A 24,878-nucleotide genomic window follows, 5' to 3' on the forward strand; every position below is an offset into this window, starting at 1 on the left:
TGTATTATCATGAGGTGTCTGGGCATGAGGTTGCAGTTTTTGATGTCATTGTTTTGTTTTTCATTTGCGCTGTATGCAAGTGATGAATTGCAGCAACGAGAAATTCAATTAAGAATTCAACCTGTAGGAAATGTTACTGTACAGGGTCAGGCTCAAATAGATAATAAAACAATGAGTACCGAGACAAAAACAGATCCTGGAGAAGAAACATACCAGCAGTATTGTATTGTGTGTCATCGAGATGGTCTCGCGGGGGCGCCAAAATTCAGAAATGAACAGGATTGGAAACCGCGTTTATCAGGGAGAGAATTAAATGATTTACTTGCTTCTTCAATTAAAGGTTTGAATGCTATGCCCTCAAAAGGAACATGTATTAAATGCAGTGATGATGATCTTAAAGCGGCTATATCCTATATGTTGCCAAAATCATGAAAAAACTTACTTATAGAAAAATTCAAACTTTTAATGCAACGTTGACTGTATTTGTATTGTTTGCTTCTTTTTATTTTCAATATATGGTTGGCCTCGCTCCATGTCCTTTATGCATCATGCAGCGCCTCTGCGTTTTTTTATTGTTGGCAGTTATGGGATTAAGCTTTCAAACTTTAAAGAGGGCACATATTATCAGTTTGCTGCAAGTCATCATTGCCTGCGCAGGGTTATATTTTTCTTTACGTCAATTATGGTTACAGTCTTTACCAGCAGGTGAAGCACCCGCGTGTATGCCAAGCCTGGATATTTTAATTCGTTATTTACCTTGGCAAGACGTAGCGAAAGCTTTATTTTGGGGAACTGGAGATTGTGCTGAAGTCAGTTGGCATATGTTAGGAATCTCGATGCCGGGATGGGTTGCTATATACTTTTTATTCATGGCACTTATGGGATGTTTTTTGTTTTGGAACACCCGCTCAAGTGTACTTGCACCATAATGATAATGTAATCGTTCATGGGTTGAGCTTATCGGTACACGAACAGACAAATATGGCTGTTCCTTCAATGGGGCTGAACATTTACATGATAGTTATAGTCGCTCCGTGCTTTATAACCTAGCTTCATTTCGCTTTGTTCATATCACAGGTATTTAAATTGTTGTTGAGGTATTGAATTGCAGATTTCGTCCAGCAATGCCTTCATGTTCTTGTGCTGTTTGGGATAAATTAGGTAGGGAGTGATTCTTTTCCGGATGAGCGAAACGAAGCATCTGATTTTTAAAATGAGCGATGCGAGCAGCTGATTCCGGTGATTGAGGTAATGTGACTTTTTGCACAAGTTCCAGTAATACATGACGCGGTTGATGACAGACAATTAACATATCACAACCTGCTTTAAGTGCTTCCTCTGTGCGGGTCATTAAATTGCCTATATCAGCACCCGTCATACTCAAGCAATCGCTTAAAACCAAACCTTTAAATTGCAATTCATGGCGTAAAATCTCTTGCAACCAAATTGTTGAAAAACCAGCAGGCTTATTTGCATCAATTGTTTTATACGTTACATGAGCAGGCATGACCGCGCTAAGCAGCCCTTTCTTGATCAGTTCGCTAAAAGGTTTTAAATCTTTAATTTTCAATTCATCCATCGAGGCGAGAGAAATGGGCATAGCAGTATGTGAATCAGCACAAACTGAACCATGGCCTGGAAAATGTTTGGCAACCGCAGGCATTCCTGCTGCATTCATGCCTTCAATAAAAGCACTTGCCAACGCAATAATGACATCGGGATTATGGTGAAAAGCACGATCCAAATGTGCAATGACAAGGCTTCTGTCGTGGAGATCAAGGACCGGAGCAAGACTTAAATCAATACCAAATGCGCATAGATCTTTGGCCATAATTTCGCCATATTGTCTCGCAAGGCGGATACCTACTTCCGGATTTAGATCATACACATCGCCATAGACGCGAGAAGCGGGTAGGGAGCGAAATCCTTGGCGCAAAAAACGTTGCACAAAACCACCTTCATGATCGGTTGCTATAAAAATACTGGGATTGATTTCGCGGATTTCATGAATTAGGTGTTCCAACTGCTGTGGATTTGTAAAGTTGCGTGTGAAAAGAATCACGGAGCCGACATTAGGATGTTTTACGATTTCCCGTTCAAGGTCTGAAAGTTCAGTATTTTCTATATCAATCATGAATAAATGAGAATTTGAACTGGGCATATACGTTTATCCTTTTTAGAATTTGGATGAATGAGACCATGCTTCCATCGGTTGTGCGGATGATATCATAGATTAGACTTCTTTCGAAACGTTACTGTAGCGACAAATTGCTTCGTCGATGCAGGTGGATTCTCATGTGAGATGAATCTTCGATACATTGCTGAAAAACCTCCAGGTCGATTGCGGCGTCTCGCGGGGAGCAGACATCAAGAGACTGCTTTCATGTGACGGGTATACTCCAATTTTTCTCCTCGCATTTTGCTACTGCAGCGAGTTGCGGTTGAGAAAGAAGTCTATTGAGTCATGATTAATCATGACTAATGCTGGTAATCTGAGTTTGACTTAGCTATCATCGGCATTTTTGAATTATTTTTAGCAGATGAAAACCTTTTCTTGTGACGTGTTGTATAAGCACTCAGCTACCCAGGCACGGGTGACACGTGTCACTACGGCTCATGGTGAATTTATTACCCCAGTTTTTATGCCGGTTGGCACACGTGCCGGTGTAAATAATATGACCCCTGTAGAGTTGCATGATGCACACAGTCAAATCATTTTAGGGGGTAATACCTACCATATGCTATGTGCTCCAGGTATGGACGTTATCGAGAAGGCAGGAGGCATGCATTCTTTTATGGGATGGCATAGACCTATGTTAACGGATAGTGGGGGCTTTCAGGTTTTCAGTTTATCCAAGAATAAAGAAATCTGTACTATTGATGAGGAAGGAGCGCATTTTAGATTACCAAACAGTGGGCGATTAATTCATATGACCCCGGAAATGTCTTTAGAAACCCAAAAGATCATTGGTGCAGATATTATCATGGCTTTTGATCAATGCACACCAGACAGTTGTACTAAAGATGAAGTAAATCATATCATGACGCGTACACATCGTTGGTTAAAACAATCCATGCAATACCATCAACAATACCCCAACTCACGATATGGTTATGAGCAAGCACTTTTCGGCATTATTCAAGGGGGTACTTTTAAAGATTTACGCCGTGAAAGCGCGGATTTTGTATCTTCCATGAATACTGAAGGTATTGCGATTGGTGGTGAAACCATAGGTTTTGATATGAAAACCACTGTTGAAGTGATTCGGTGGGTACGTGACTATCTGCCAGAAAATAAACCGCGGTATACTATGGGCGTTGGCATGTCACCCCAAGATCTTTTAGATGTAGTTGCCGAAGGAGTGGATATGTTCGATTGTGTTGCCCCCACACGTAACGCGCGACATGGGGCCTTATACTGTGGCCAGCTGATTCAGGACGGCAATTGGTTACGTTTTGTCAGTGAGTACGAAAATGAACGAATTCAAATAAAAAAATCATGTTTTGCTGATGATATGTCGCCAATTATGGCACAATGTTCTTGTTATACGTGTCTTAATTATTCACGTTCATATTTGCATCAGTTAGCAAAACAAAAAACAAATTTATTTACCGCGTTAGCAAGCATTCATAATGTTCATGTAATGCATGATGTTTGTGATAAAATGCGTGAGTTGATAATGAGTGACAGTTTGAACTAAAAGGCAGCTCATGTCATTTACGTCGCATAACGAATATTATCCTGTAAAAAGCAAAGTCTTTTTATATTAGGATTCATCAATTAATTTAAAAAAATGACAGGAGATACAATGGTTGTAATTAGCACATCTAAAGGTGATATTCATCTACAGTTAGATACAGAAAATACTCCGGCTACAGCAGAAAATTTTCTTAATTATGTGCGCAGTGGTTTCTATAATAATACAATTTTCCATCGTGTTATTGCCGGTTTTATGATTCAAGGCGGTGGGTTTGATTCAGAAATGAAACAAAAATCGACTCGCGAAACTATTAAGAACGAAGCAAAGAATGCGAAGCCAAATAAACGAGGTACTATTGCAATGGCACGAACTATGGATCCGCATTCTGCAACAGCACAATTTTTTATTAATGTTGCTGATAATGCATTTTTAAATTACAGCGGCGAGCACATGCAAGGGTACGGATATTGTGTATTTGGCGAAGTAGTTCAAGGAATGGATGTTGTAGATGCTATTGCCAAAGTAAAAACGGGGCAAAGTATGGGGCATGCTGATGTACCTGTCGAAGAAGTGAGTATTCTTGAAGTTAAAGAAATTGAAGCGTGATTCGTAGTTTGTAGCCTGGGTGCAGCGCAGCCCGGGTTCCGCTGCGCTGCACCCAGGCTACACTATACGGAACGTATCTTTTTCACCAAGAGTACAATCCCACCTTTCTAAATTTTCCTTTTGCGTTTTTTGATACTTTCCGAATAATCAAATATCGGTATTTCAATGTGGAAAAAAATGGCCAATAGACGTGCAGTAAAAATACTGATTAGGGTGATGATTACATTAATATTTTCTGAAATATGAAAATAGTCGAGCGCGATAAACAGTACTGCGCCAGCCAAAGCAATGACTGCATAGAGCTCTTTTCTTAATACCAATGGAATGTCGTTGCATAAAATATCTCGTAACATTCCCCCACAAATACCGGTGATCATCCCGCTAATGACGGCAATACTTGGTGATAAACCATGGTTTAGTGCTTTTTGAGTGCCAATGATCACAAAAGTTGATAGTCCCAGTGCATCCAGGATTAAAAATATTTTCATGATTCGAATCAATGAATGTGCAATAAATATGGTGAGGAATGCGAATAATGATGTGTAAAGTAAGTATTCAGGATGAATAACCCAGGTTAGAGGATAAGTATTAAATAGAGCATCCCGTACAGTACCGCCGCCTAATGCTGCAATGCAGGCAATCAGCATGACACCAAAAAAATCCATTTTTTTGCGACCGGCAGCTAATGCACCAGTGATCGCTTCAACACAAATACCGATGATGAAAAGACAATGGAGTAACATATAAACTCAGTGTGTTTTTAAAATGCAATAATACCACTATTAGGTCAATGGTGAAATATATTGTTAGGTGCTTATTTTTACGCGAAAGAGCTATCCACAGGAAGCTGGTATTATATTCCGTGCGAGTGACTAAAATGTTTTACTGTAGATAAAGCCAAATCAATGATTTTTTTAGACTGTTCTTCATCTGCATTAATTAGGCTGACATCATTGATTAATTCCATTAGAAAATTAGGTATCTCCTGTTCCATTAGCGCGCTGTTATAAAGGCATGATGCTCTGGTGAAAATATAGTGAAGCAAATTTTTATTGATTGATATTTTTTTTTGAGTGGTTTCCTGGTCATTACAGGAGTCGCCGAATAATAACCATCCTGGTGAAACATGAATTTTTACTGCGATTTCTCTTAATTTAACGGGATCGGGAATGGCTTCACCGCGGAGATACTTACGACAAATTTGTACTGAATAACCTGTAATTTCTGACAACGTATGGATGCAGACTCCTGAAGTAGAGCGTTGCGAATTAAATCCAGCCGCGATCATTGCATCACGCAAGCGGTTAGCGAACTGTTTTGCTAGGTTAACTTTTTCCATGATGATGCAAGCCAGGTTTTAAGGATATGAAGTATAACAAATCGATATGATTTATGCAAAAATAAGTAATTTTAGAAACTTATAGTTTCTAATGGAAATTTAATGTTGACATTAGAAACTAAAAAAGTATAATTTCACCGAAACCTAAAGGAAACGGGTTTCTACTTGCCTCAAATAAGGGCAGCACGTGATATAAGATGGAACACGTATCACATAGTACAGTCCAAATAAGAGAAAAAAGTGGCATAACTCATAGCGGTTACCTCGCAATATCATGGCTTGAATGGTTCCCCTCTATTCGAGCCTTTCTATCATCCGAGGCTGATATTTAATTCTTGGATGCCATGAAAAGTTATTGATGACTCGGTTCCTCGTCATATTTATATTTTAAATTATGTAAATTTTCTTTATTATTTCTGTAATTAGGTTTTAGAAAGACGGTTTAATTGCTGCATTTCCGTTTTTTATGCTCCGCAAAATGGATATTTTTTTCTATTGAGAGTGAAGTTGGGGGTGTTTAATTTTCGCTTTGGATAGCGTTCAAACGCAACAAGGGATTTGATTATGATGGACATTTTAATATTTAGGAATTTAATCAGGCATCGAAAGTGCTGGTTTACGCGATCGCTATCATGTGTCCTCACTGCTATTTTATTGGGTTTTTCTATATCACTCTACGCCGTGTCATTAGCTATCCCTCAAATTCCACTGGTTATAGCTAGCCCAACACATCCTCAGGTATTGATCCTGATAGGAAACTCTCAATCGATGGATGGTAACTTTAGCGGTGCGATTATGACGGGTTCGGGCTCACTGTCAAGCAGTCTAACGTCCCTTTACAATGCAAGTTCGCCTGTTAATTATGAAGTCCCAGCGGGTTTTACTCCACCAGTACAAGGCCCGGACGCAAATGGATTCGCGCCGTATACCGTTATTCAGAGTGGAATGAAAGTTGATAATAGTCCTAGTCGATTAAATATAGCCAAAGCATCTGTCCAAGCCATCCTTGAAAATTATATCCCTTCAACCGATTTTGCCTTGGGAACCTACAGTACCAGCAGCATCAGCGTTTATAGTACGTGGGTTTATTACATGTCGCCTGAAGGCAGTAATTTTGTTTTTACAAATACTCCAATCGACGGTAATCGATATGTTACTAATCCTTGCTATAACTATGGCTCAGCATCGTCTACCATTGCGAGCAATTGCACATCCCTTGCTACGCTTTATGGAACGAGTGTGTTGTCTTCAAGCCAGTATATGCAAATTGGGAACTCCAGTGACGATCCAGTAATTAATGATGTGCTTTATAGTTCAGGAGGTCTTCCTGGGGTATTTGTGAGTTATAACGGTCCAACACCGTCTAATCCGTATCCTCCTAATTATACCCTATCCAATTATAATCAAGGGAATATTAGAATGACCTATGCCAATACACGACCTTCTATTGGCAATTTTGTTACAGCGCCTACAAATGCTGGATTTGTACCTTTTTCACCGCAGGTTATGTATGTACAACGCGGTTTTGCATATTACAGTAATAATTCTTTTAATACGGGTAATATGCGGATAAACATGACTACTGCTGGAGTCAATCCAACTCCTACAAGTGTTACCAATGCACTGAACGCTTTTCTGCCCTCTTTAAAACCGGAAACTAACTCGACATCTACCACTGAAATAAAAGCATCTGCTACCCAATCCCCCCTTGGAGGGATGCTAACCAGGGCTGGCAGTTTTATGAAGACCGTTGGTACAACGAGTGGTAATTGCCCACAAAAAAAATACATTATTCTGATTTCAGATGGTTTGCCGACTCAGGATCTCCAGGGAAGATATTGGCCCCCGTTAGGGAGTGCCGCGGCAGTAGGATATGGCGTCACCGCAACATTCAATGCAGATGGAACGCTCAATAGTACCAATGATCAAGCTTTATCTGATGCGATTAATGAAGTAATTAAGCTAAAAAATGATAAGGTTACTACTTTTGTTATAGGTCTAGGGGCGGGCGTTGATCCTACTGTGAATCCACAAGCTGCCGCAACGCTAAAAGCCATTGCAGTAACCGGTGGCACGCTAGATTATTATCCTGCCACGAATCCAGAGCAACTGGTCAATAGTTTTAATGCAATTCTGGCAAATATTCAAAATGGATCGTTTGCAACTTCCGCATCGGCAGTCAGTTCAACGCGTATCGATACGGACACTGTAGAGTACCAAGCTAATTTTACCACCAGAGACACACCTTACGAAGATTGGACCGGAAATTTGTTAGCGATAAAACTTGATCCAGATACTGGTGCGCCAACAAGTACCGTCCTATGGTCAGCCCAATCCCTACTTGACTCTTTAGTGGCAGGATCTGGGTGGTCAGCAAACCGAAAAATAGCTACCTGGGATCCATTGGCCCAAGCCGGCGTTCCCTTTAGATGGGACAACATTAATACAACCCAACAAGCTCAGTTACAACCTATAGATGCATTAGGAGCACAGCGATTAGAGTACATACGAGGCAATACCGCATTGGAAAAAAGAAATGGGGGAACATTCCGTAATCGTTCGCATGTTCTAGGGGATATAGTGGACAGCCAAGTCATATACGTTGGCGCACCACAAGGTCCTTATTTAACAACCAGTTATATCGATTTTGCGAAAACAAACGCTAATCGACAACCCACACTCTATGTGGGGGCCAACGATGGGATGCTCCATGCGTTTAATGCAAGTACGGGTCAAGAGCTCTTCGCCTTCATTCCCAATGATGTATTTAATAATCTCTCTCAGCTTACCTCTACTCTCTATAATCAGAACCATTTATTCTATGTCAATGGCTCACCAGAAAGTGCCGATGTGCAATTCCCCGATGGTTCCTGGCACACGATACTCGTGGGTGGAGAAAATGCAGGTGGTCAAAGTATCTATGCGCTTGATATAACTACCCCCACAGGCCTAGGTACTGAAACGGCATTGGCGAGCGCTGTCCTGTGGGAATTTACGGATGCTGATTTAGGACTTACTTTCAGTATCCCCAAAGTGGGTCAAATAGCAAAAACAAGTCCGTCCTCCTTAAATTTTGCTGTCTTTTTTGGTAATGGATATAACAGCACAAATAATAAGTCGGTACTTTATGCGGTCAATCCTCAAACAGGGGCATTAATTCGAAAAATAGATCTGTGTGCTGCTGTGCCTTCAGCCTGTAATGTTAATTTACCCCAAGGGCTATCGACAGTTGCATTAGCTCAAAGAGATGGATTGCAAGGGGAGCCTATTACAGCAGTTTATGCAGGCGACTTACAAGGTAACCTATGGGCCGTTGATGTTTCATCTAATGATCCTGCCAATTGGAGTCCTCGACTCCTGTTTCAAGCAAGAGATTCCACCGGTGTCGCTCAGCCCATAACGACAGCACCTATAGCGACTCTAAATCCGAATTATCCACGCTATCAGGGGCCGTTTGTCCTCTTTGGTACAGGACAACTTCTAACAACGTCTGACTTGGCCAATGCCCAAAATCAAACAATTTATGGGATATGGGATAAACCGCTTTCTTCAGCAACGTTTACACGTACTAATCTGCAGCAGCAAACTTTAACATTGGTTAACGCAGCTACTTCTGGTTTAGCAACTGATCTTATTACCGCAACGGCTAACACCATAAACTGGACTAACAAAGTAGGGTGGTTTGCCGATTTACCTATTGCAGGCCAAAGAGTAATCACCAGTTCGGAACTGATTAGTGGAGCATTTATTTCGACACTCAATACACCACCCCTTGATTCATGCGGATTTGGATTCTCATCCATGCTTTTAGAGTTGAATTTCTTAAATGGAGGTGCTTTCCAATATGCCCGATTTGATCTAAATGGTGACAGTGCTTTTAATGATTCTGATAAATACAGTGGGGCATATGCTGTAGGTATTGGTCTATCAAATAGTTATGCGAATTCACCAACGATTTTAGGACCTGATAAAAATAACAATCTGGTGATTTTAATCACACAATCAGATAGAACACAAAAAACAATTATTGCACCTAATCTTGTGCGAAGAAAATCGGGTTGGTGGCAAATTAAATAGAGGATATGACTGGAATGTAACGAATCCGCGAGCAAAGTAAGCTTAACTGGGCTTTTTTCAGCCCAGCTACATGCTGACTTTCCAACAAGATTCAAACATACCGTGAGCAATCACCATTTTCTTGTTAGTCCGGGTCTCGTAGACAAGATGAAGGATTGTTGGTATGGATAAAAAATAAGCTTTGATTTTTTTTTAAATGTCGTTGAGTAGATTAACCAATAAGTTAATGGAGTTAGCTAGAATTATTTGTTCCTTTTCATCCAAAGAACGAAGATTTTCATTAAGCCGATTATGCAGAAGGTAGGGGGCGGCACGAACGAAATCTTTTCCTTTTTCAGTTATATCGATATAAATAATGCGACGGTCTTTACGGTCCCTTGTGCGAAGAACAAATTCTTTTTCTTCCAAGCGATCAATTACACCCACTAAGGTGCTCATGGATAAATACACCTTTTTAGATAAGCTAGAGATGGTCATGATTCCATTTTCATAAATTTCATACAAACATGCAATTTGCGGTACAGTTAAACCATAACATTTATTTAAACGTCTGGAATGAAAATCCATTTGCTGCATGATTTTACGCAAGGCAAGAATAATGTTTTTAGAACGTAGTTCGGATTGTGTTTGCAGATCAATTTTTTGATCCACTTGATCTTTTTCAATAGTGCTCATGGATGGTCTTATAAAAATTCAAGGTTGAAATTGAGAGCTTTAACCATTAGTATCTGAAATGATTTGTGTACGAATTATTTCATCAGATATGAATGTTTAAGGGTATATTTATTGTACATCACTATTAAATCTAACTATATAGAGCTCCTCAAAAATATCCAAAGGGGGGACTTTTCCATGCTATTTCCAATAATAAAAAGAAGGATTAACTATGCAAAGTCAACTCAACGAATCCTTATCAGCGCAAGACTCAGATACTACTCAGCCATTATTAGCGTCAGAAGATGAAATTCTTTTTAACAGTAATGGAGTATTGACTTTGGGTGTAGAAATAGAACTACAACTTATCGATGCTGAAACCTACAATTTATGTTCTCGAGCAGAAGATGTTTTAAATGCTGTGTCTCATCTTGAGAAGATCAAACCGGAATTCTATTTAAGTACTATCGAAATCAATACGTCCAAATGTAGTTTGGTGCAAGAAGTTGAAGAAGATCTTTATGCAACACTTTTTGAGCTTCAGCATGTTACGAAAAAATTAGGTATTTTACTCGCAACAACGGGCTCTCATCCCTTTTCAAAATATGCCGATTGGGTCATCTCACCAACAGCACGTTATCAAGATTTAATCGATCGCAATCAATGGCTTACACGTCGTATGAGTGTATATGGTCTGCATGTGCATCTCGGTATGTCGAGTGGGGAAGAATGCATACGGTTTAATAATTTTTTCATGTATTTTTTGCCTCATTTATTAGCGCTTTCCTCCAGTTCTCCTTTTTGGCAAGGAATTGACACAGGACTTGCTTCGTGTCGCCCTACTACCTATGAGGCTCTTCCTACAGCAGGTCAGCCTTATCATGTACGTTCATGGCAAGATTTTGAATACTTGTATAAGACGCTTAGATCATGCGGCTCAATAAAATCACTTAAAGATTTATGGTGGGATTTAAGACCAAGTCCGGGTTTTGGAACTTTGGAAATTCGTGTTTGTGATGGTGCCGCAACACTTGCAGAAACATTGGCGCTTGTTGCATTGATTCATGTTCTTGCTCATTGGTTTGCTGATAATGGAAGTTGGCTTGAAACAGTAGCCTATCCTCCTTATTGGCTTTCTCGGGAAAATAAATGGAGAGCCATTCGTTATGGTTTGGATGCTGAATTAGTAATGAATACAGATGGAAAAATCAAATTAATGCGCGACGACTTGCATGAGTGGTTTGAGAAATTAAAACCCTACATCGATCAACTTAATTATCAAACTTATTTTGCAACGCTTCAGGCTATTATGGATTCAGGAACAAGCTCTGAACGACAACGAAAAGTATTTGCCTCTAATAATTGCTTTAAAGAGGTGGTGAAACACAATGTAAGTGAGTTTTTACTGCAAGTACCGCTCTATAGGCGTGAAATGTCAATTTCTTAAAGACGAAATAATTAAAGAGAGCAAAGCAGTTGAGCTCGAATAAGCCGGCTGGATTTTTAAATTTTCTTTACCGTAGAGATGAATACTGTGTTCACAAATAAATTTAAAAATCCGGTAGCTTCAGCACCATGAACGTGCGCTATGCATTCAATAGACCTCTTTCCAAACTCTACTGAGGAGGTGAATTGCTTCGTCGATGCGGTGCTCGAATCCTCATGTACTGGCGTGTACACTCCGGTTCGGTGCTCCGCGTCTCCTCGCACTTCACTCCCCTCAGCGAGTTTGGAAAGAGGTCTAATTGCTTTTTCTAGGTTAAATGATTGCTTTGTAACATCACCTTATTATATACTTCATTCCAATGTATATGCAGGTCGTTTTATAGGCACGTAGCTCAGTGGTAGAGCACCACCTTGACATGGTGGTGGTCGGTGGTTCGATCCCACTCGTGCCTACCATGCAATAAATCGTATTTCCAGTGATACAAGCGTGAACGCTTACGATGCGTGCGATTGACTCCTCTTAATTAAGGTTCAAGCCCTGCCATGCAGGGTTTTTTTTTGAAAAGAAGTGCTTACGGATAAAATTATGCCAAACATTAAATTGCCTGATGGAAGTATAAAACATTTTGAAGCGCCTTTAACTGTTTATGATGTTGCCCACAGTATAAGTCCAGGATTGGCTAAAGCTGCCATAGCAGGTCGTGTCAATGATCACCTGGTTGATACTTCTTTTCTTATCGAAAATGATTGTGCATTAGTTATCCTTACTGAAAAACAAGAAGAAAGTCTTGAGGTTATTCGTCATTCCACAGCGCACTTACTCGCGCAAGCAGTTAAGAGTCTTTTTCCAACAGCACAAGTGACCATTGGTCCTGTAATTGAAGATGGCTTTTATTATGATTTCGCATTCCAAAGACCATTTACCCCCGAAGATCTCGAGTCAATCGAAGCAAAAATGGCGGAATTGGCCAAGGCAAATTATCCTGTAACGCGCAGAGAACTGCCACGCGATGAAGCAATCAAGTATTTCAAAAGTCTCGGTGAAGAATACAAAGCAAGGATTATTGCTGATATTCCTGCAGACGAAGTATTGTCTTTATATAAACAAGGAGATTTTGAAGATCTTTGTCGTGGTCCACATGTTCCTTCCACTGGATTTTTGAAGGCATTTAAACTGACTAAATTAGCTGGCGCATACTGGCGTGGCGATTCCAATAACGAAATGTTGCAACGTATCTATGGTACTGCTTGGGCTGATAAAAAATCTTTGACTGATTATTTATTTCGTCTTGAAGAAGCCGAAAAACGTGATCATCGCAAATTGGGCAAGAGTTTAGAGTTATTCCACTTTCAGGACATTGCTCCTGGAATGGTGTTTTGGCATCCTAAAGGTTGGACAATTTATCAAGAACTTGAACGTTATATGCGTAGTCGACTGACTGATTTTGGCTACCAAGAAATTAGAACACCACAATTAGTTGATCGGGTACTTTGGGAAAAATCCGGTCATTGGGCTAATTTTAGAGATGAGATGTTTGTCACCGAGACAGAGAATCGTCACTATGCAGTGAAGCCAATGAACTGCCCCTGTCATGTGCAAGTATTTAATCAAGGTTTAAAAAGCTATAGAGATTTACCATTAAGATTTTCCGAGTTTGGTAATTGCCATCGCTGCGAACCTTCAGGTGCATTACATGGCTTGATGCGTGTTCGTAATATGGTTCAAGATGATGCCCATATCTTCTGTACCGAAGATCAAATTCAATCAGAAGTGGCAATGATGCTTGAACTAGTCCAGTCTGTATATACCGATTTCGGTTTTAATGAGATTAAATATCGTTTGGCATTACGTCCTGAAAAGCGAGTTGGAAGTGATGATGTTTGGGATAAAGCCGAGGCTGCTTTAAAACAAGCAATGAAAGATAGAAATATAGAATGGGTTGATGCGCCAGGTGAGGGAGCTTTTTATGGACCTAAAATTGAATGTTCCTTAGCAGATTGTTTAGGTAGAATTTGGCAATGTGGAACCATTCAAGTAGATTTTTCGATGCCAGGTCGTTTGGATGCTGCGTATGTCGCAGAAGACGGTAGCAAACAGATTCCGGTCATGTTGCATCGTGCAATTTTAGGTTCTTTTGAGCGTTTTATGGGGATTTTAATAGAACACTATGCAGGAAAATTACCTTTATGGTTATCTCCAGTACAAGCAATCGTTCTGACAATTAGTGAAAAGCAGAATGATTATGCAAGTAAAGTAACCCAAATTTTACAAAAAAGAGGTATTCGCGCCAACTATGACTTGAGAAATGAGAAAATTGGCTTTAAAATTCGCGAACATACTTTACAAAAGATACCTTATCTTCTAGTGATAGGTGATAAAGAAGTTGAATCAAACCAAGTTGCTGTGCGCTCACGTGACGGAGCAGACTTGGGTGTGATGACAATAGATACAATTTGTGATACCTTAGCGCAAGAAATTGCTCGGAAAGGGTCATTTATTAATTAACAAGCAGGGGGGATTAAACCATTAGTGCACCAACTAAGCGTGAAAATGATCGCGCACGAATTAATGAACAGATCAATGTACCTGAGGTACGCTTAATTGATGTCGATGGTAATCAGGCAGGAATTGTCTCAACACGTGAAGCCCTGCGTGCAGCGGAAGAAGGTGGATTGGATCTGGTGGAAATATCCCCAACAGCCAAACCGCCCGTATGCCGTATTATGGATTATGGAAAGTTTCTCTTTGAGTTGAGTAAAAAACAGGCTGAGGCGAAGAAAAAGCAGAAGCAAATTCAAGTCAAAGAATTAAAATTCCGTCCTACGACGGAAGATGGAGATTATCAGGTCAAGCTACGCAACCTGATCCGTTTCCTCAATCATGGTGATAAAGTCAAAATTACGCTACGGTTCCGTGGTCGTGAAATGGCTCATCAAGAACTGGGTATGAAGATTCTTGAGCGTTTACAGCAGGATACTGCTGAATTTGCTGTTGTAGAACAACACGCAAAACGTGAAGGAAGACAATTACTGATGGTGTTATCACCCAAAAAAACTAAGTAGCTGAAATAAATGCGGAGTCTATTGTTATGCCGAAGTTAAAGTCACATCGCGGAGCATCTAAACGCTTCCGTAAGACAGCAAGTGGCGCGATTAAACGTCGCGGCGCTTATAGAAATCATATCCTCACCAAAAAGTCTACCAAAGCAAAACGACATTTGCGTGTAGAAGCTGGCACTTTGAAGCCATGCGATGCACGGTTGGCTGAACGTATGTTGCACGGTAGTTAAGGGGAGAATGAAGAATGCCAAGAGTTAAACGTGGTGTGACAGCGAAAGCGCGTCACAAGAAAGTTTTAGACCAAGCCAAAGGTTATTACGGTGCCCGTAGTCGAACCTACCGCATGGCAAAACAAGCAGTAATTAAAGCAGGTCAATATGCTTATCGTGATCGACGCCAGAAAAAACGTCAGTTTCGTGCGTTGTGGATTACGCGTATTAATGCACAAGCTCGTGAGTGCGGATTATCATACAGCCGTTTAATTGATGGATTGAAAAAAGCATCAATTGAACTGGATAGAAAAGTATTGGCTGATCTGGCTGTTCATGACAAAGTAGCTTTTGCTGCCATTGCTGAACAGGCTAAAGCTGCATTAGCAAAATAATCTTTATTAAGGTAGCTTGGGTGAGGTGTGGCGGAGCTCGGGAGCGAGTTCGCACAGTTCACCTAGGCTACAAGTCTAAGAACGCTAGATAAAGATGAAATTTATTTTAAGGAGGCTGAGGCCTCCTTTTTACTTGTGGGTATAATTATGCAGGATATCATCACCATACAAGAACAGGCTTCTGAAGCAATTAAGAATGCACAAGATGTATCTGGATTGGAATCAATCCGTGTTGATTTTTTGGGCAAGAAAGGCAAGCTAACAGAAATTTTAAAAAGCCTTGCACATCTATCCGCCGAAGAAAAACCTAAAGTAGGTCAATTAGTAAATCAGGCAAAACGTGAAATCAGTACATTGATTGAAATGAAAATGCTTGAACTTAAAGAAAAACAATTATTAGAAAAGCTCTCTGCAGAGCGTATCGATGTCTCCCTTCCAGGACGTAAGAAAGAAAGTGGTTCATTGCACCCTGTGACCCAAGTAAAACACCGAATTAATGAGTTTTTTAGTCGAATGGGCTTTGATATTGTCGATGGCCCGGAAATAGAAACTGAATTTTATAATTTCGAGGCATTGAATATCCCAGGGCATCATCCCGCACGTGCTATGCATGATACTTTTTATTTTGGTGACGGCCGATTATTGCGAACCCATACGTCACCAGTGCAAATTCGTACTATGGAGCAACGCAAACCACCTTTCCGCTTAATTGCCCCTGGACGAGTCTATCGTTGTGATTCAGATTTAACCCACACACCCATGTTCCATCAAGTTGAAGGTCTGTTGATTGATAAGCAGGCTACTTTAGCAAGCTTAAAAGGATTATTCGAAGATTTTTTTGCTTATTTTTTTGGTCGCAAATTAGCGTTGCGATTTAGACCATCCTATTTCCCTTTTACAGAACCTTCTGCAGAGGTAGATATTGAATGTACTCAATGCAGTGGTAAAGGATGTCGTTCCTGTAAGTTTACTGGATGGCTTGAGGTTTTAGGTTGTGGCATGGTGCATCCTAATGTACTTAAAGCGGTGAATATTTCTCCAGATGAGTATCAAGGTTGGGCATTTGGTATGGGCATGGATAGACTGGCAATGTTGTATTACGGAATAGATGATTTACGTATGATGTTTGAAAATGATCTTACTTTTTTAAGTCAATTTTAAGAAATGTGGCTGGTTGAGTGTATTCAGTATTGAAGTTCAGTAGAGGTGCGCTGTCTACAGAACAATAAACAGTTTAATAAGGTGGTAAGGACTATAAATGAAATTAAGTAAATTATGGTTACGTGAGTGGGTGAATTTCTCATTAACTGAACAAGAATTAGCGAATCAACTGACTATGGCCGGCCTTGAAGTGGATGCGGTGAGCCCCGTAGCAGGGGAGTTTACTCATGTAATCGTTGCTGAAGTTCTTAGTACCAAACCTCATCCTAACGCAGATAAATTAACCTTATGCGAAGTGAATGCAAACACCGATAAGCCGCTGCAAATTGTTTGTGGGGCTTCTAATGTAAGGCCTGGATTAAAGGTCGCTTTAGCAATGATTGGAGCGCGGTTGCCAGGTGGTTTTAATATTAAAGAGTCTAAATTACGTGGTGAGCTGTCCCAAGGAATGCTTTGTTCTGTTAGTGAGTTGGGAATGGCCGAGCAATCTGAAGGCATCATGGAATTAGAAAGTGATGCACCTGTGGGAATGGATTTACGCACGTATTTGACGCTTGATGATCATATTTTAGACATTGATTTAACCCCAAATCGAGCCGACTGTTTTAGTGTTTTAGGTGTTGCCCGTGAAGTAGCTGTTTTGAATAAACTGCCTTTAGTTGAAAAAAATAGTTCCGAGGTGACTCCTAGCATCGATGATGTATTGACCATTGAGTTGAAACATGCGGAGGCTTGCCCACGTTATTGCGGTCGAGTGATTCGTAATATAAATCCTAAGGCAAATACACCTTTGTGGATGAGTGAGCGCTTGCGTCGAAGTGGTATTCGAACAGTGCATCCTGTTGTGGATATTATGAATTATGTAATGCTCGAATTGGGACAACCTATGCATGCTTTTGATTTAGCAACAATCAAAGGTGACATTAAAGTGCGTTTTAGTAATAACCAAGAACAGTTAGAGTTGCTTGATGGTCAAGAATTAACTTTAAATGAAAAAGTATTGGTTATTGCCGACAAAGAAAAACCCTTGGCGATGGCTGGTATTATGGGGGGAGAAGCGAGCTCAGTACAGGCGCATACACAAGACGTATTTTTGGAAAGTGCATATTTTAATCCAATTGTCATTGCGGGGGTTGCAAGAAAGTTTGGCTTATTCAGCGATTCGTCACAACGCTTTGAGCGAGGAGTGGATCCATGCCTGCAGATAAAAGCACTAGAACGAGCTACGGCGTTAATTTTAGAAATTGCAGGTGGAAAACCTGGACCAGTTATTGAAGCTCAAGACAAAAAATATTTACCCGAAACAGTAAGTTTTTCTTTTGATACAGATAAAGTTAGAAAATTAACCGGACTTAATATTTCCTTGGAGGAAATGAAGAATTTATTGGAAGGACTTGGTATTGTTATTGGAAAAGAACAAAATAATTTCCTTGATGTTACTATTCCTTCTCATCGTTTTGATATTCAGCAGGATGTGGATTTAGTGGAAGAAATCATCCGTCTCTACGGTTATGATAATTTACATGCTCAACCTACTTATACATTTGTGCAGGCAGGAAAAGCGTGCGGGAATGAAGAAATAGCAACAAAGCTTTCGTGTTGGTTTAGCAATAGAGGGTATCACGAAACAATTAGCTACAGTTTTGTTGATCCAGAATTACAACATGAGCTTTATCCTCATAAAGAGTTTATGCAATTGTTAAACCCCATTTCTTCAGAATTATCGCAAATGCGTGCAGGGATGTGGCCAGGATTGATCGCCTCAATGATTTATAATGTTCATCGTCAGCAAAATGCAGTTAAATTCTTTGAAATTGGTGTAGTGTTTGATGTAAACAAGGGACAACTCATTGAACGTCCTTGTGTTGCGGGTTTGTTGATGGGAGAACAAGGAAGTGCTAATTGGAGTGAGCCTACCCGAGTTTTTGATTTTTTTGATCTGAAAGGTGATCTTCAATCTTTGTTTACCTCACTCAAATTAAAGCAGGTTGAATTCACAACAGCGGCACATGATGCGTTACATCCTGGACAATCAGCCCAGATAAAGATTAATGGAGTAGCTGCAGGATGGGTAGGTATGCTCCATCCACGTTTGGCAGACGCATTGGATTTGCAAGAAGATGTTTTGTTATTTGAAATAAATTTAGCGGCATTAATCGGACACGAAGCGCCACGCTATAAAACAATTTCAAAATACCCGCAAATACGTCGTGATTTATCGTTTTTAGTTGATGTTGATATCAGCGTGATGCAAATTGAATCCGTTGTTCGATCAATGATAAAAGAAAACTGGCTAAAATCTTTTGATGTATTTGATGTGTATACCGGTGAAGGGGTTCCACAAGGTAAGAAAAGCCTTGCAGTTGCCATGACTTTGCAAGATGAAAGTCGGACTTTGGTGGATGCTGAGATTAATTCTCTAATTAGTGCTATAATCAATACGTTAGAAAATAAATTTTCAATCATATTGAGGGAATAATCGTGAATGCACTGAGCAAAGCAATAATGGCAGAAACCTTGTGTGATGAATTAAAATTGTCTAAACCCGCATCAAAAGAAATGGTCGAAAATTTTTTTGAGGAATTGCGGCATGCTCTTGAGCATGGACATCATGTAAAATTATCTGGTTTTGGTAATTTTACATTAAGGGACAAGCCACAAAGGCCAGGTAGGAATCCAAAAACAGGAGAGGAAATTCCTGTAGTAGCCAGGAGAGTTGTAACGTTTAAACCTGGTTTGAAGTTAAAGACAAAAATTGAATCTATAGGAAAGTAACCATTGGCCTATTACAATAAACATGTTCTTATATGCACCAATCAAAAGGCTGCAGGCAAACAATGCTGCGCCAATTCCGGCGGTGAAATGTATTTTGATTATCTGAAGTCGCGACTTTTAGAACTGGAAATGCATGGTCCAGGTAAAGTTCGTGTGAGTAAATCAGGTTGTCTTGGACGTTGCAGTTCTGGTCCATGTATTGTGATTTATCCTGAAGGTGTTTGGTACTCCTATTCATCATTTGCAGATATTGATGAAATCATAGAAAGACATTTGGTTTCTGGCAGTGTTGCCGAGCAGTTACTCATTGATCAAGAATAATCAATAGGCTTTAGTGATCGTAGCCTGGGTGAAGCGCAGCGGAACCCGGGGTCAAGACATGAATGAACTCACTAAACCCGGGTTCCGCTGCGCTTCACCCAGGCTACGATCACGCAAAAATTATTATGATTTTTGTTTGAAATTTGATATATTTACGCGGATTTAATTAATTGTTTATAAATTTTTATCCTTTTTACTTGTAGGATGTTTCTGTTTTGGTTAAAATCGCCCGTCCATGATAGAAGATTACCAATTTAGGCGGTTCGGAGTTCGTTTAATGAAGACATTTAGTGCCAAAAGCCACGAAGTCAAACGTGACTGGTTAGTAGTTGATGCCAGCGATAAAGTTTTGGGACGCTTAGCAACTGAAATTGCCCGTCGTTTACGCGGCAAGCATAAAGCTGAGTATACCCCCCATGTTGATACAGGCGACTACATCATTGTTACAAATGCGGAAAAAGTTATTGTAACTGGTCGTAAGTTTACCAACAAGATGTACTATCGTCACACCGGATACCCTGGTGGAATAAAATCAGATAGTTTTGAAAAATTACAGGCCAGAAATCCTGTTAGAATTATCGAACTTGCTGTTAAAGGCATGTTACCAAAGAATCCTTTAGGTAGAGAGATGTATCGTAAGCTAAAAGTATATGTCGGCAACGAACATCCACATACTGCACAGCAACCCAAGCAACTTGATATTGAGGAATAAGTATTATGGCTGAAGTGAAGCAATACTACGGCACGGGTCGTAGAAAAAGTTCAACAGCTCGTGTGTTTTTACGTCCGGGTAAAGGCGAGATCAAGGTAAATGGCCGTACTTTACAGGAATATTTTTGCCGTGAAACTTCGTGTATGGTTGTTATGCAGCCATTAGAAACCGTTGATCTTGTTAATAAATTTGATGTTTATGTTACGGTTTCTGGTGGAGGAATTTCTGGCCAGGCTGGCGCTGTACGTTTGGGTATCGCAAGAGCATTAGTTGCTTATGATGAAAAAGGATTAGCAGAAGATGCTGAGCCTAATCCAAATTCTGTTCGTAGAAGACTTCGTGCACGTGGCTTACTGACTCGTGATTCACGTCGTGTTGAAAGAAAGAAAGTGGGCTTGCACAAAGCACGTCGTGCAACTCAATACTCAAAACGTTAATCGTTTATTGGTTAAGAAACCCCGCCGATGCGGGGTTTTTTTGTTTTACGTAGCCTGGGTGCAGCGAAGCGAAACCCGGGATTATGATCTAGATAAAACTAGATTTCCCGGGTTTCGCTTCGCTGCACCAGGCTACAAGTACTGCAAAAACATACATAAGCAGATAATATGGTGAATCAAATTACTGATCCTGATGAGGATAAAAACGATCCAGTAGATGAAGATCGTCGCCGGTTTTTGTTAACTACAACTTGTGTATTAGGTGGGATAGGTGCTTTATGTGCTTTAACTCCCTTTGTTGCTTCTTGGTTACCAAGTGCCAAAGCTCAAGCTGAAGGTGCACCAGTGCACGTTGATTTAAGCAAACTGGAGCCAGGAAATCTGGTAGTTGTTGAATGGCGTGGCAAACCCGTATGGATAATTAGACGAACCGAAGAAATGGTGCAACGCTTAACTACGTATTCCTCACGGTTACGCGATCCGAATTCGCTGACTCGACAGCAACCTTCCTATGCAAAAAATCAGCACCGATCGATTAATCCAGAATATTTAGTACTTATAGGGATTTGTACTCACCTAGGCTGTTCGCCAAAATACAAACCACATCTTGGCGATTTAGGACCTGATTGGCCCGGTGGGTTTTTCTGTCCTTGCCATGGTTCTACTTTTGATCTTTCTGGGAGGGTTTTTAAAGATGTCCCTGCACCGATTAATATGGAAGTACCTCCATATTATTTTATCGACAAGCAAACTATTGTGATTGGCGAGGATAAAGCATAAATTCCATGTTGCACAATATATAGCCTGGATGCAATTGATGATGGGTAACAGAAAAAGGCTCGATTAAATGAATAGACTCTTCAAATGGCTCGATGAGCGTTTTCCTTTGATGAGCACCTGGAAAAATTATTTCGGTGCCTATTACCTTCCAAAAAATTTAAATTTTCTTTATTTTTTTGGATCATTAGCTCTTGTGGTTTTAGTGAATCAATTCATTACAGGTTTGTGGTTGACCATGTTTTATACCCCAAGTGCTAAGCAGGCTTTTTCGTCCATTGAATACATAATGCGCGATGTTAATTTTGGTTGGTTATTTCGGTATATGCATTCAACAGGGGCCTCTGCATTTTTTATCGTTATTTATTTACATATGTTTCGTGGTCTACTGTATGGCTCGTACCAAAAGCCACGGGAGCTTGTTTGGCTTTTAGGAATGTTTCTCTACATTGTGCTATTAGCTGGCGCTTTTTGTGGTTATTTATTGCCTTGGGGGCAAATGTCTTATTGGGGAGCTGAGGTAATCACTTCATTGTTGAGTGCCATTCCTTATATTGGTGAGCATCTTGTTGTTTGGTTAAGAGGCGATTACACAGTAGGCAATGCCACCTTGCAGCGTTTTTTTGCATTGCATGTTATTGCCCTTCCATTTTTGCTCTTTTTTCTGGTTTTCTTGCATGTGGTTGCCTTACATAAGGTAGGCTCTAATAATCCGGATGGAATTGAAATCAAAAATAAGCTGGATGAAAAAGGAAAGCCTTTGGATGGGATTCCTTTTCATCCTTATTACATAGTTAAAGACTTAGTCATGGTGATTGCTTTTCTCACCCTGTTTTTTGCAGTTGTGTTTTTCGCTCCTGAAATGTGGGGGTACTTTTTAGAGCATAATAATTTTACCCCCGCGAACCCTTTGATTACTCCAGATCATATTGCTCCAATGTGGTATATGGCTCCATATTACGCCATATTGCGCGCAATCCCCGATAAATTATTGGGAGTAGTGTGCATGGGATTTGCCTTATTCGTTCTTTTCTTTTTACCTTGGCTTGATCGAAGCCCTGTTCGCTCAATGCGCTACAAAGGAAATTATTCACGAATTATGTTGTTTCTAGGGGTGGTATCTTTTGTGCTATTAGGTTATTTGGGAACCATTCCTGTAACTCCTGTGCGTTTGTTTTTGGCCCGTATCTGTACTATATTGTACTTTGCCTATTTTTTGTTGATGCCTTTTTATACTCGTTTTGAAAAAACGTACCCGTTACCCTCTCGCTTGGGAGGGCAATAATGCGTATGAAAAAAGTGGCTTTATACGTGTCGGTATGGTTTTTTAGCTTACTTCTAAATTCAGTTGTACTGGCACATTCAGCAGAAATTAATGTACAAGATAAGGCGAGCTTGCAAAGAGGCGCTAGATTATTTATGAATTATTGTTCTGGTTGCCACTCTTTGAACTATTTGCGTTATAATAATATGGCTAAAGGATTAGGCATAACGGGATTTGATGGTCGAATAAATGAAGATTTATTAAAAAATAATCTGATTTTTACGCAAGCAACAGTTAATGATCCAATTCGCATTGCTTTGCCGCCCGAAGATGCGAAACAGTGGTTTGGGATAGTACCTCCGGATTTATCTTTAGTGGCTCGAGAAAAAGGAACAGAATGGCTTTATAGTTATTTAAATGGTTTTTATCGAGATGATTCTAGGCCTTTTGGTACGAATAACCGTCTTGTCCCCGATGTGGCTATGCCCAATATTTTAGAAACGTTGAATCATGAACTATCCGGAGATCAGTTTCATAATGAGTTACACGATTTAGTTACTTTTCTTGCATATGTTGGTGAGCCAATGCAGTCAATAAGATACCGGATAGGATTTTATGTTGTTAGCTTTTTATTGGTTTTATTTCTTGTTGTTCTCGGGTTAAAAAGAGTTTATTGGCGAAAAAACGGCATAAAGTAACCCAAAAAGGTAAAAATGTGGTAAAGTGCAGGTTTTGTGTGTTTGTACTTACTTTTGTTATAGGTTGAATTAAATAGGAGTTGCTCATGGCAATTGTTGCGAAGCGCACTATAATGTCTTTATTTTCCGATACAGATGATGTTTACAGCCATCAGGTTCGGATTGTATTGGCTGAAAAAGGGGTAAATGTAGAAATTCTTACTGCCAAACAGGCAGAGCCCAGCGCTGATCTTTTATCAGTTAATCCATATGGGACAGTTCCTACTTTAATTGATAGAGAACTTGTGCTTTATGAACCACGTATTATTATGGAATATTTAGATGAGCGATTTCCTCATCCACCATTATTGCCTGTCTACCCTGTTGCGCGCGCTGAAACACGAAAAATGATGCACAGGATAGAACATGACTGGTATTATTTTATGAATCGCATTTTAAAAGATGATAATGCAGAACAGGCCAGGATCAATTTATTCGAAAGTTTAACAGCGCTTGATCCTGTATTTGCAGATAAATCTTATTTTTTAAGTGATGAGTTTTCTTTGTTAGATTGTGCTTTAGCACCTTTGTTGTGGCGTTTGCCTCGATTGGGAATTGACATTGCACCGGAGTTTAAAGGAATAATTGCTTACATGCAGCGCTTGTTCAAACGTGAATCGTTTCAAGCAAGTTTGACTGATGCTGAGCGACAACTAAGAGCGGCATAAATAATGACAATGACATCAAATAAACCTTATTTAATTCGCGCTGCCTATGATTGGATAGTAGATAACGAATTAACTCCTTATATCATGGTTAATGCAGCATATACGGGGGTACAGGTACCGAGAGAACATGTAAACCATGATCGCATCGTGTTAAATATTTCTCCTGCAGCAACTCGTGGTCTTTTATTGGAAAATGATCGAATTATCTTTACTGCGCGTTTTTCAGGGAAAACAGAACAGATTTTTGTTCCGCCAGGATCAGTATTAGAAATCTACGCTAAAGAAAATGGCAGAGGTATTGCTTTTGCTATCGAAGATGAAGAAGAGCCGCCTCCAGCATCTTCTGGTTCATCAGGTACTGAATCTGATGCTTCAACTGTTTCTAAAAGCAAACCTTCGTTAAAATTAGTCAAGTAAATGGAAGTAGCCTGGTGAAGGCGAAGACAAAACCTGGGAATTCTGAAACTCGGGTTTGATTCACTCCTAGACTACATATAAGAAACGTGTTCGAAATATAGCGTCATCCACCAAGTTCGAGA

At 40.0% G+C, this 24,878-nt stretch carries 25 protein-coding genes and 1 tRNA gene; 22 read left to right on the forward strand and 4 right to left on the reverse strand.

The genetic code is table 11. The features are described from left to right. The first annotated feature begins 24 nt into the window (after positions 1–24). Positions 25–432: a c-type cytochrome gene (locus tag Lani_RS06670; protein ID WP_019234624.1), complete on the forward strand. Its 408-nt coding sequence runs from the start codon at positions 25–27 to the stop codon at positions 430–432. Next, positions 429–929, forward strand: coding sequence for a disulfide bond formation protein B (locus Lani_RS06675; RefSeq protein ID WP_019234623.1), 501 nt, complete (start codon positions 429–431; stop codon positions 927–929). Before Lani_RS06670 ends, Lani_RS06675 begins: the two co-directional genes overlap by 4 nt. Before the next feature lie 152 nt (positions 930–1,081). Here Lani_RS06675 and nagZ read toward each other — a convergent pair whose 3' ends face one another. Beyond that, complete coding sequence (gene nagZ / locus Lani_RS06680) at positions 1,082–2,161, reverse strand: beta-N-acetylhexosaminidase (protein WP_019234622.1); 1,080 nt, start codon at positions 2,159–2,161, stop codon at positions 1,082–1,084. 379 nt (positions 2,162–2,540) lie between these two features. On the opposite strand from nagZ, the gene tgt reads away from it, so the two are divergent. Both tgt and Lani_RS06690 read left to right on the forward strand, forming a co-directional pair. Further along, entirely contained in the window at positions 2,541–3,701 is a 1,161-nt protein-coding gene (gene tgt, locus Lani_RS06685) for a tRNA guanosine(34) transglycosylase Tgt (protein WP_058388465.1), read from the forward strand. 108 nt (positions 3,702–3,809) lie between these two features. Then, positions 3,810–4,307: a peptidylprolyl isomerase gene (locus Lani_RS06690; RefSeq protein WP_019234620.1), complete on the forward strand. Its 498-nt coding sequence runs from the start codon at positions 3,810–3,812 to the stop codon at positions 4,305–4,307. 107 nt (positions 4,308–4,414) lie between these two features. On the opposite strand, the gene Lani_RS06695 is transcribed toward Lani_RS06690, so the two are convergent. Continuing rightward, positions 4,415–5,050, reverse strand: a complete 636-nt coding sequence (locus tag Lani_RS06695) for a trimeric intracellular cation channel family protein (protein WP_019234619.1) — start codon at positions 5,048–5,050, stop codon at positions 4,415–4,417. 110 nt (positions 5,051–5,160) lie between these two features. Further along, positions 5,161–5,646 (reverse strand): helix-turn-helix domain-containing protein, encoded by a 486-nt coding sequence (locus tag Lani_RS06700; RefSeq protein ID WP_019234618.1) that lies wholly within the window; start codon positions 5,644–5,646, stop codon positions 5,161–5,163. A 567-nt stretch (positions 5,647–6,213) separates the two neighbouring features. On the opposite strand from Lani_RS06700, the gene Lani_RS06705 reads away from it, so the two are divergent. Further along, positions 6,214–9,723, forward strand: a complete 3,510-nt coding sequence (locus Lani_RS06705) for a pilus assembly protein (RefSeq protein ID WP_058388490.1) — start codon at positions 6,214–6,216, stop codon at positions 9,721–9,723. A 192-nt stretch (positions 9,724–9,915) separates the two neighbouring features. Here the strand turns inward: Lani_RS06705 and Lani_RS06710 are convergent, their stop codons facing one another. Next, complete coding sequence (locus Lani_RS06710; RefSeq protein ID WP_019234616.1) at positions 9,916–10,398, reverse strand: MarR family winged helix-turn-helix transcriptional regulator; 483 nt, start codon at positions 10,396–10,398, stop codon at positions 9,916–9,918. Between the two features lie 211 nt (positions 10,399–10,609). Here Lani_RS06710 and Lani_RS06715 point away from each other — a divergent pair, with 211 nt between their 5' ends. The 17 genes from Lani_RS06715 (at position 10,610) to Lani_RS06795 (ending at position 24,756) form a co-directional block, all read left to right on the forward strand. Then, a complete protein-coding gene (locus Lani_RS06715) occupies positions 10,610–11,824 on the forward strand; it encodes a carboxylate-amine ligase (protein ID WP_058388466.1) in 1,215 nt (404 codons plus the stop codon). A gap of 380 nt (positions 11,825–12,204) precedes the next feature. Continuing rightward, a tRNA-Val gene (locus Lani_RS06720) sits at positions 12,205–12,279 on the forward strand. Between the two features lie 130 nt (positions 12,280–12,409). Next, on the forward strand, positions 12,410–14,329 hold the full coding sequence (gene thrS, locus Lani_RS06725; protein ID WP_019234614.1) for a threonine--tRNA ligase: 1,920 nt from the start codon (positions 12,410–12,412) through the stop codon (positions 14,327–14,329). Positions 14,330–14,349: 20 nt separating this feature from the next. Then, positions 14,350–14,886 (forward strand): translation initiation factor IF-3, encoded by a 537-nt coding sequence (gene infC, locus Lani_RS06730; RefSeq protein ID WP_040523000.1) that lies wholly within the window; start codon positions 14,350–14,352, stop codon positions 14,884–14,886. A 26-nt stretch (positions 14,887–14,912) separates the two neighbouring features. Continuing rightward, positions 14,913–15,113 (forward strand): 50S ribosomal protein L35, encoded by a 201-nt coding sequence (rpmI, locus tag Lani_RS06735; protein WP_019234612.1) that lies wholly within the window; start codon positions 14,913–14,915, stop codon positions 15,111–15,113. Between the two features lie 14 nt (positions 15,114–15,127). After that, on the forward strand, positions 15,128–15,487 hold the full coding sequence (gene rplT / locus Lani_RS06740; protein ID WP_019234611.1) for a 50S ribosomal protein L20: 360 nt from the start codon (positions 15,128–15,130) through the stop codon (positions 15,485–15,487). Positions 15,488–15,634: 147 nt separating this feature from the next. Further along, complete coding sequence (pheS, locus tag Lani_RS06745; protein ID WP_058388467.1) at positions 15,635–16,648, forward strand: phenylalanine--tRNA ligase subunit alpha; 1,014 nt, start codon at positions 15,635–15,637, stop codon at positions 16,646–16,648. A gap of 97 nt (positions 16,649–16,745) precedes the next feature. Further along, entirely contained in the window at positions 16,746–19,127 is a 2,382-nt protein-coding gene (gene pheT / locus Lani_RS06750; RefSeq protein WP_058388468.1) for a phenylalanine--tRNA ligase subunit beta, read from the forward strand. Positions 19,128–19,129: 2 nt separating this feature from the next. Beyond that, positions 19,130–19,423 carry an integration host factor subunit alpha gene (locus Lani_RS06755; RefSeq protein ID WP_019234608.1) on the forward strand — a complete coding sequence of 98 codons (294 nt, stop codon included), beginning with the start codon at positions 19,130–19,132 and terminating at the stop codon, positions 19,421–19,423. Positions 19,424–19,426: 3 nt separating this feature from the next. Next, positions 19,427–19,744, forward strand: a complete 318-nt coding sequence (locus tag Lani_RS06760) for a (2Fe-2S) ferredoxin domain-containing protein (protein ID WP_019234607.1) — start codon at positions 19,427–19,429, stop codon at positions 19,742–19,744. A gap of 277 nt (positions 19,745–20,021) precedes the next feature. After that, entirely contained in the window at positions 20,022–20,456 is a 435-nt protein-coding gene (gene rplM / locus Lani_RS06765) for a 50S ribosomal protein L13 (RefSeq protein WP_019234606.1), read from the forward strand. A 5-nt stretch (positions 20,457–20,461) separates the two neighbouring features. Then, positions 20,462–20,893, forward strand: a complete 432-nt coding sequence (gene rpsI, locus Lani_RS06770) for a 30S ribosomal protein S9 (protein WP_019234605.1) — start codon at positions 20,462–20,464, stop codon at positions 20,891–20,893. A gap of 168 nt (positions 20,894–21,061) precedes the next feature. Continuing rightward, entirely contained in the window at positions 21,062–21,673 is a 612-nt protein-coding gene (gene petA / locus Lani_RS06775; protein WP_019234604.1) for a ubiquinol-cytochrome c reductase iron-sulfur subunit, read from the forward strand. Positions 21,674–21,740: 67 nt separating this feature from the next. Continuing rightward, positions 21,741–22,955: a cytochrome b gene (locus Lani_RS06780; protein ID WP_019234603.1), complete on the forward strand. Its 1,215-nt coding sequence runs from the start codon at positions 21,741–21,743 to the stop codon at positions 22,953–22,955. Continuing rightward, a complete protein-coding gene (locus Lani_RS06785) occupies positions 22,955–23,632 on the forward strand; it encodes a cytochrome c1 (RefSeq protein WP_019234602.1) in 678 nt (225 codons plus the stop codon). The genes Lani_RS06780 and Lani_RS06785 overlap by 1 nt, the downstream gene beginning before the upstream one ends. An 86-nt stretch (positions 23,633–23,718) precedes the next feature. Next, positions 23,719–24,339, forward strand: a complete 621-nt coding sequence (gene sspA / locus Lani_RS06790; RefSeq protein WP_019234601.1) for a stringent starvation protein SspA — start codon at positions 23,719–23,721, stop codon at positions 24,337–24,339. Between the two features lie 3 nt (positions 24,340–24,342). Further along, complete coding sequence (locus Lani_RS06795) at positions 24,343–24,756, forward strand: ClpXP protease specificity-enhancing factor (RefSeq protein ID WP_019234600.1); 414 nt, start codon at positions 24,343–24,345, stop codon at positions 24,754–24,756. Positions 24,757–24,878: the final 122 nt, after the last annotated feature.

It is taken from the genome of Legionella anisa (assembly GCF_001467525.1).
Lineage (GTDB): Bacteria > Pseudomonadota > Gammaproteobacteria > Legionellales > Legionellaceae > Legionella > Legionella anisa.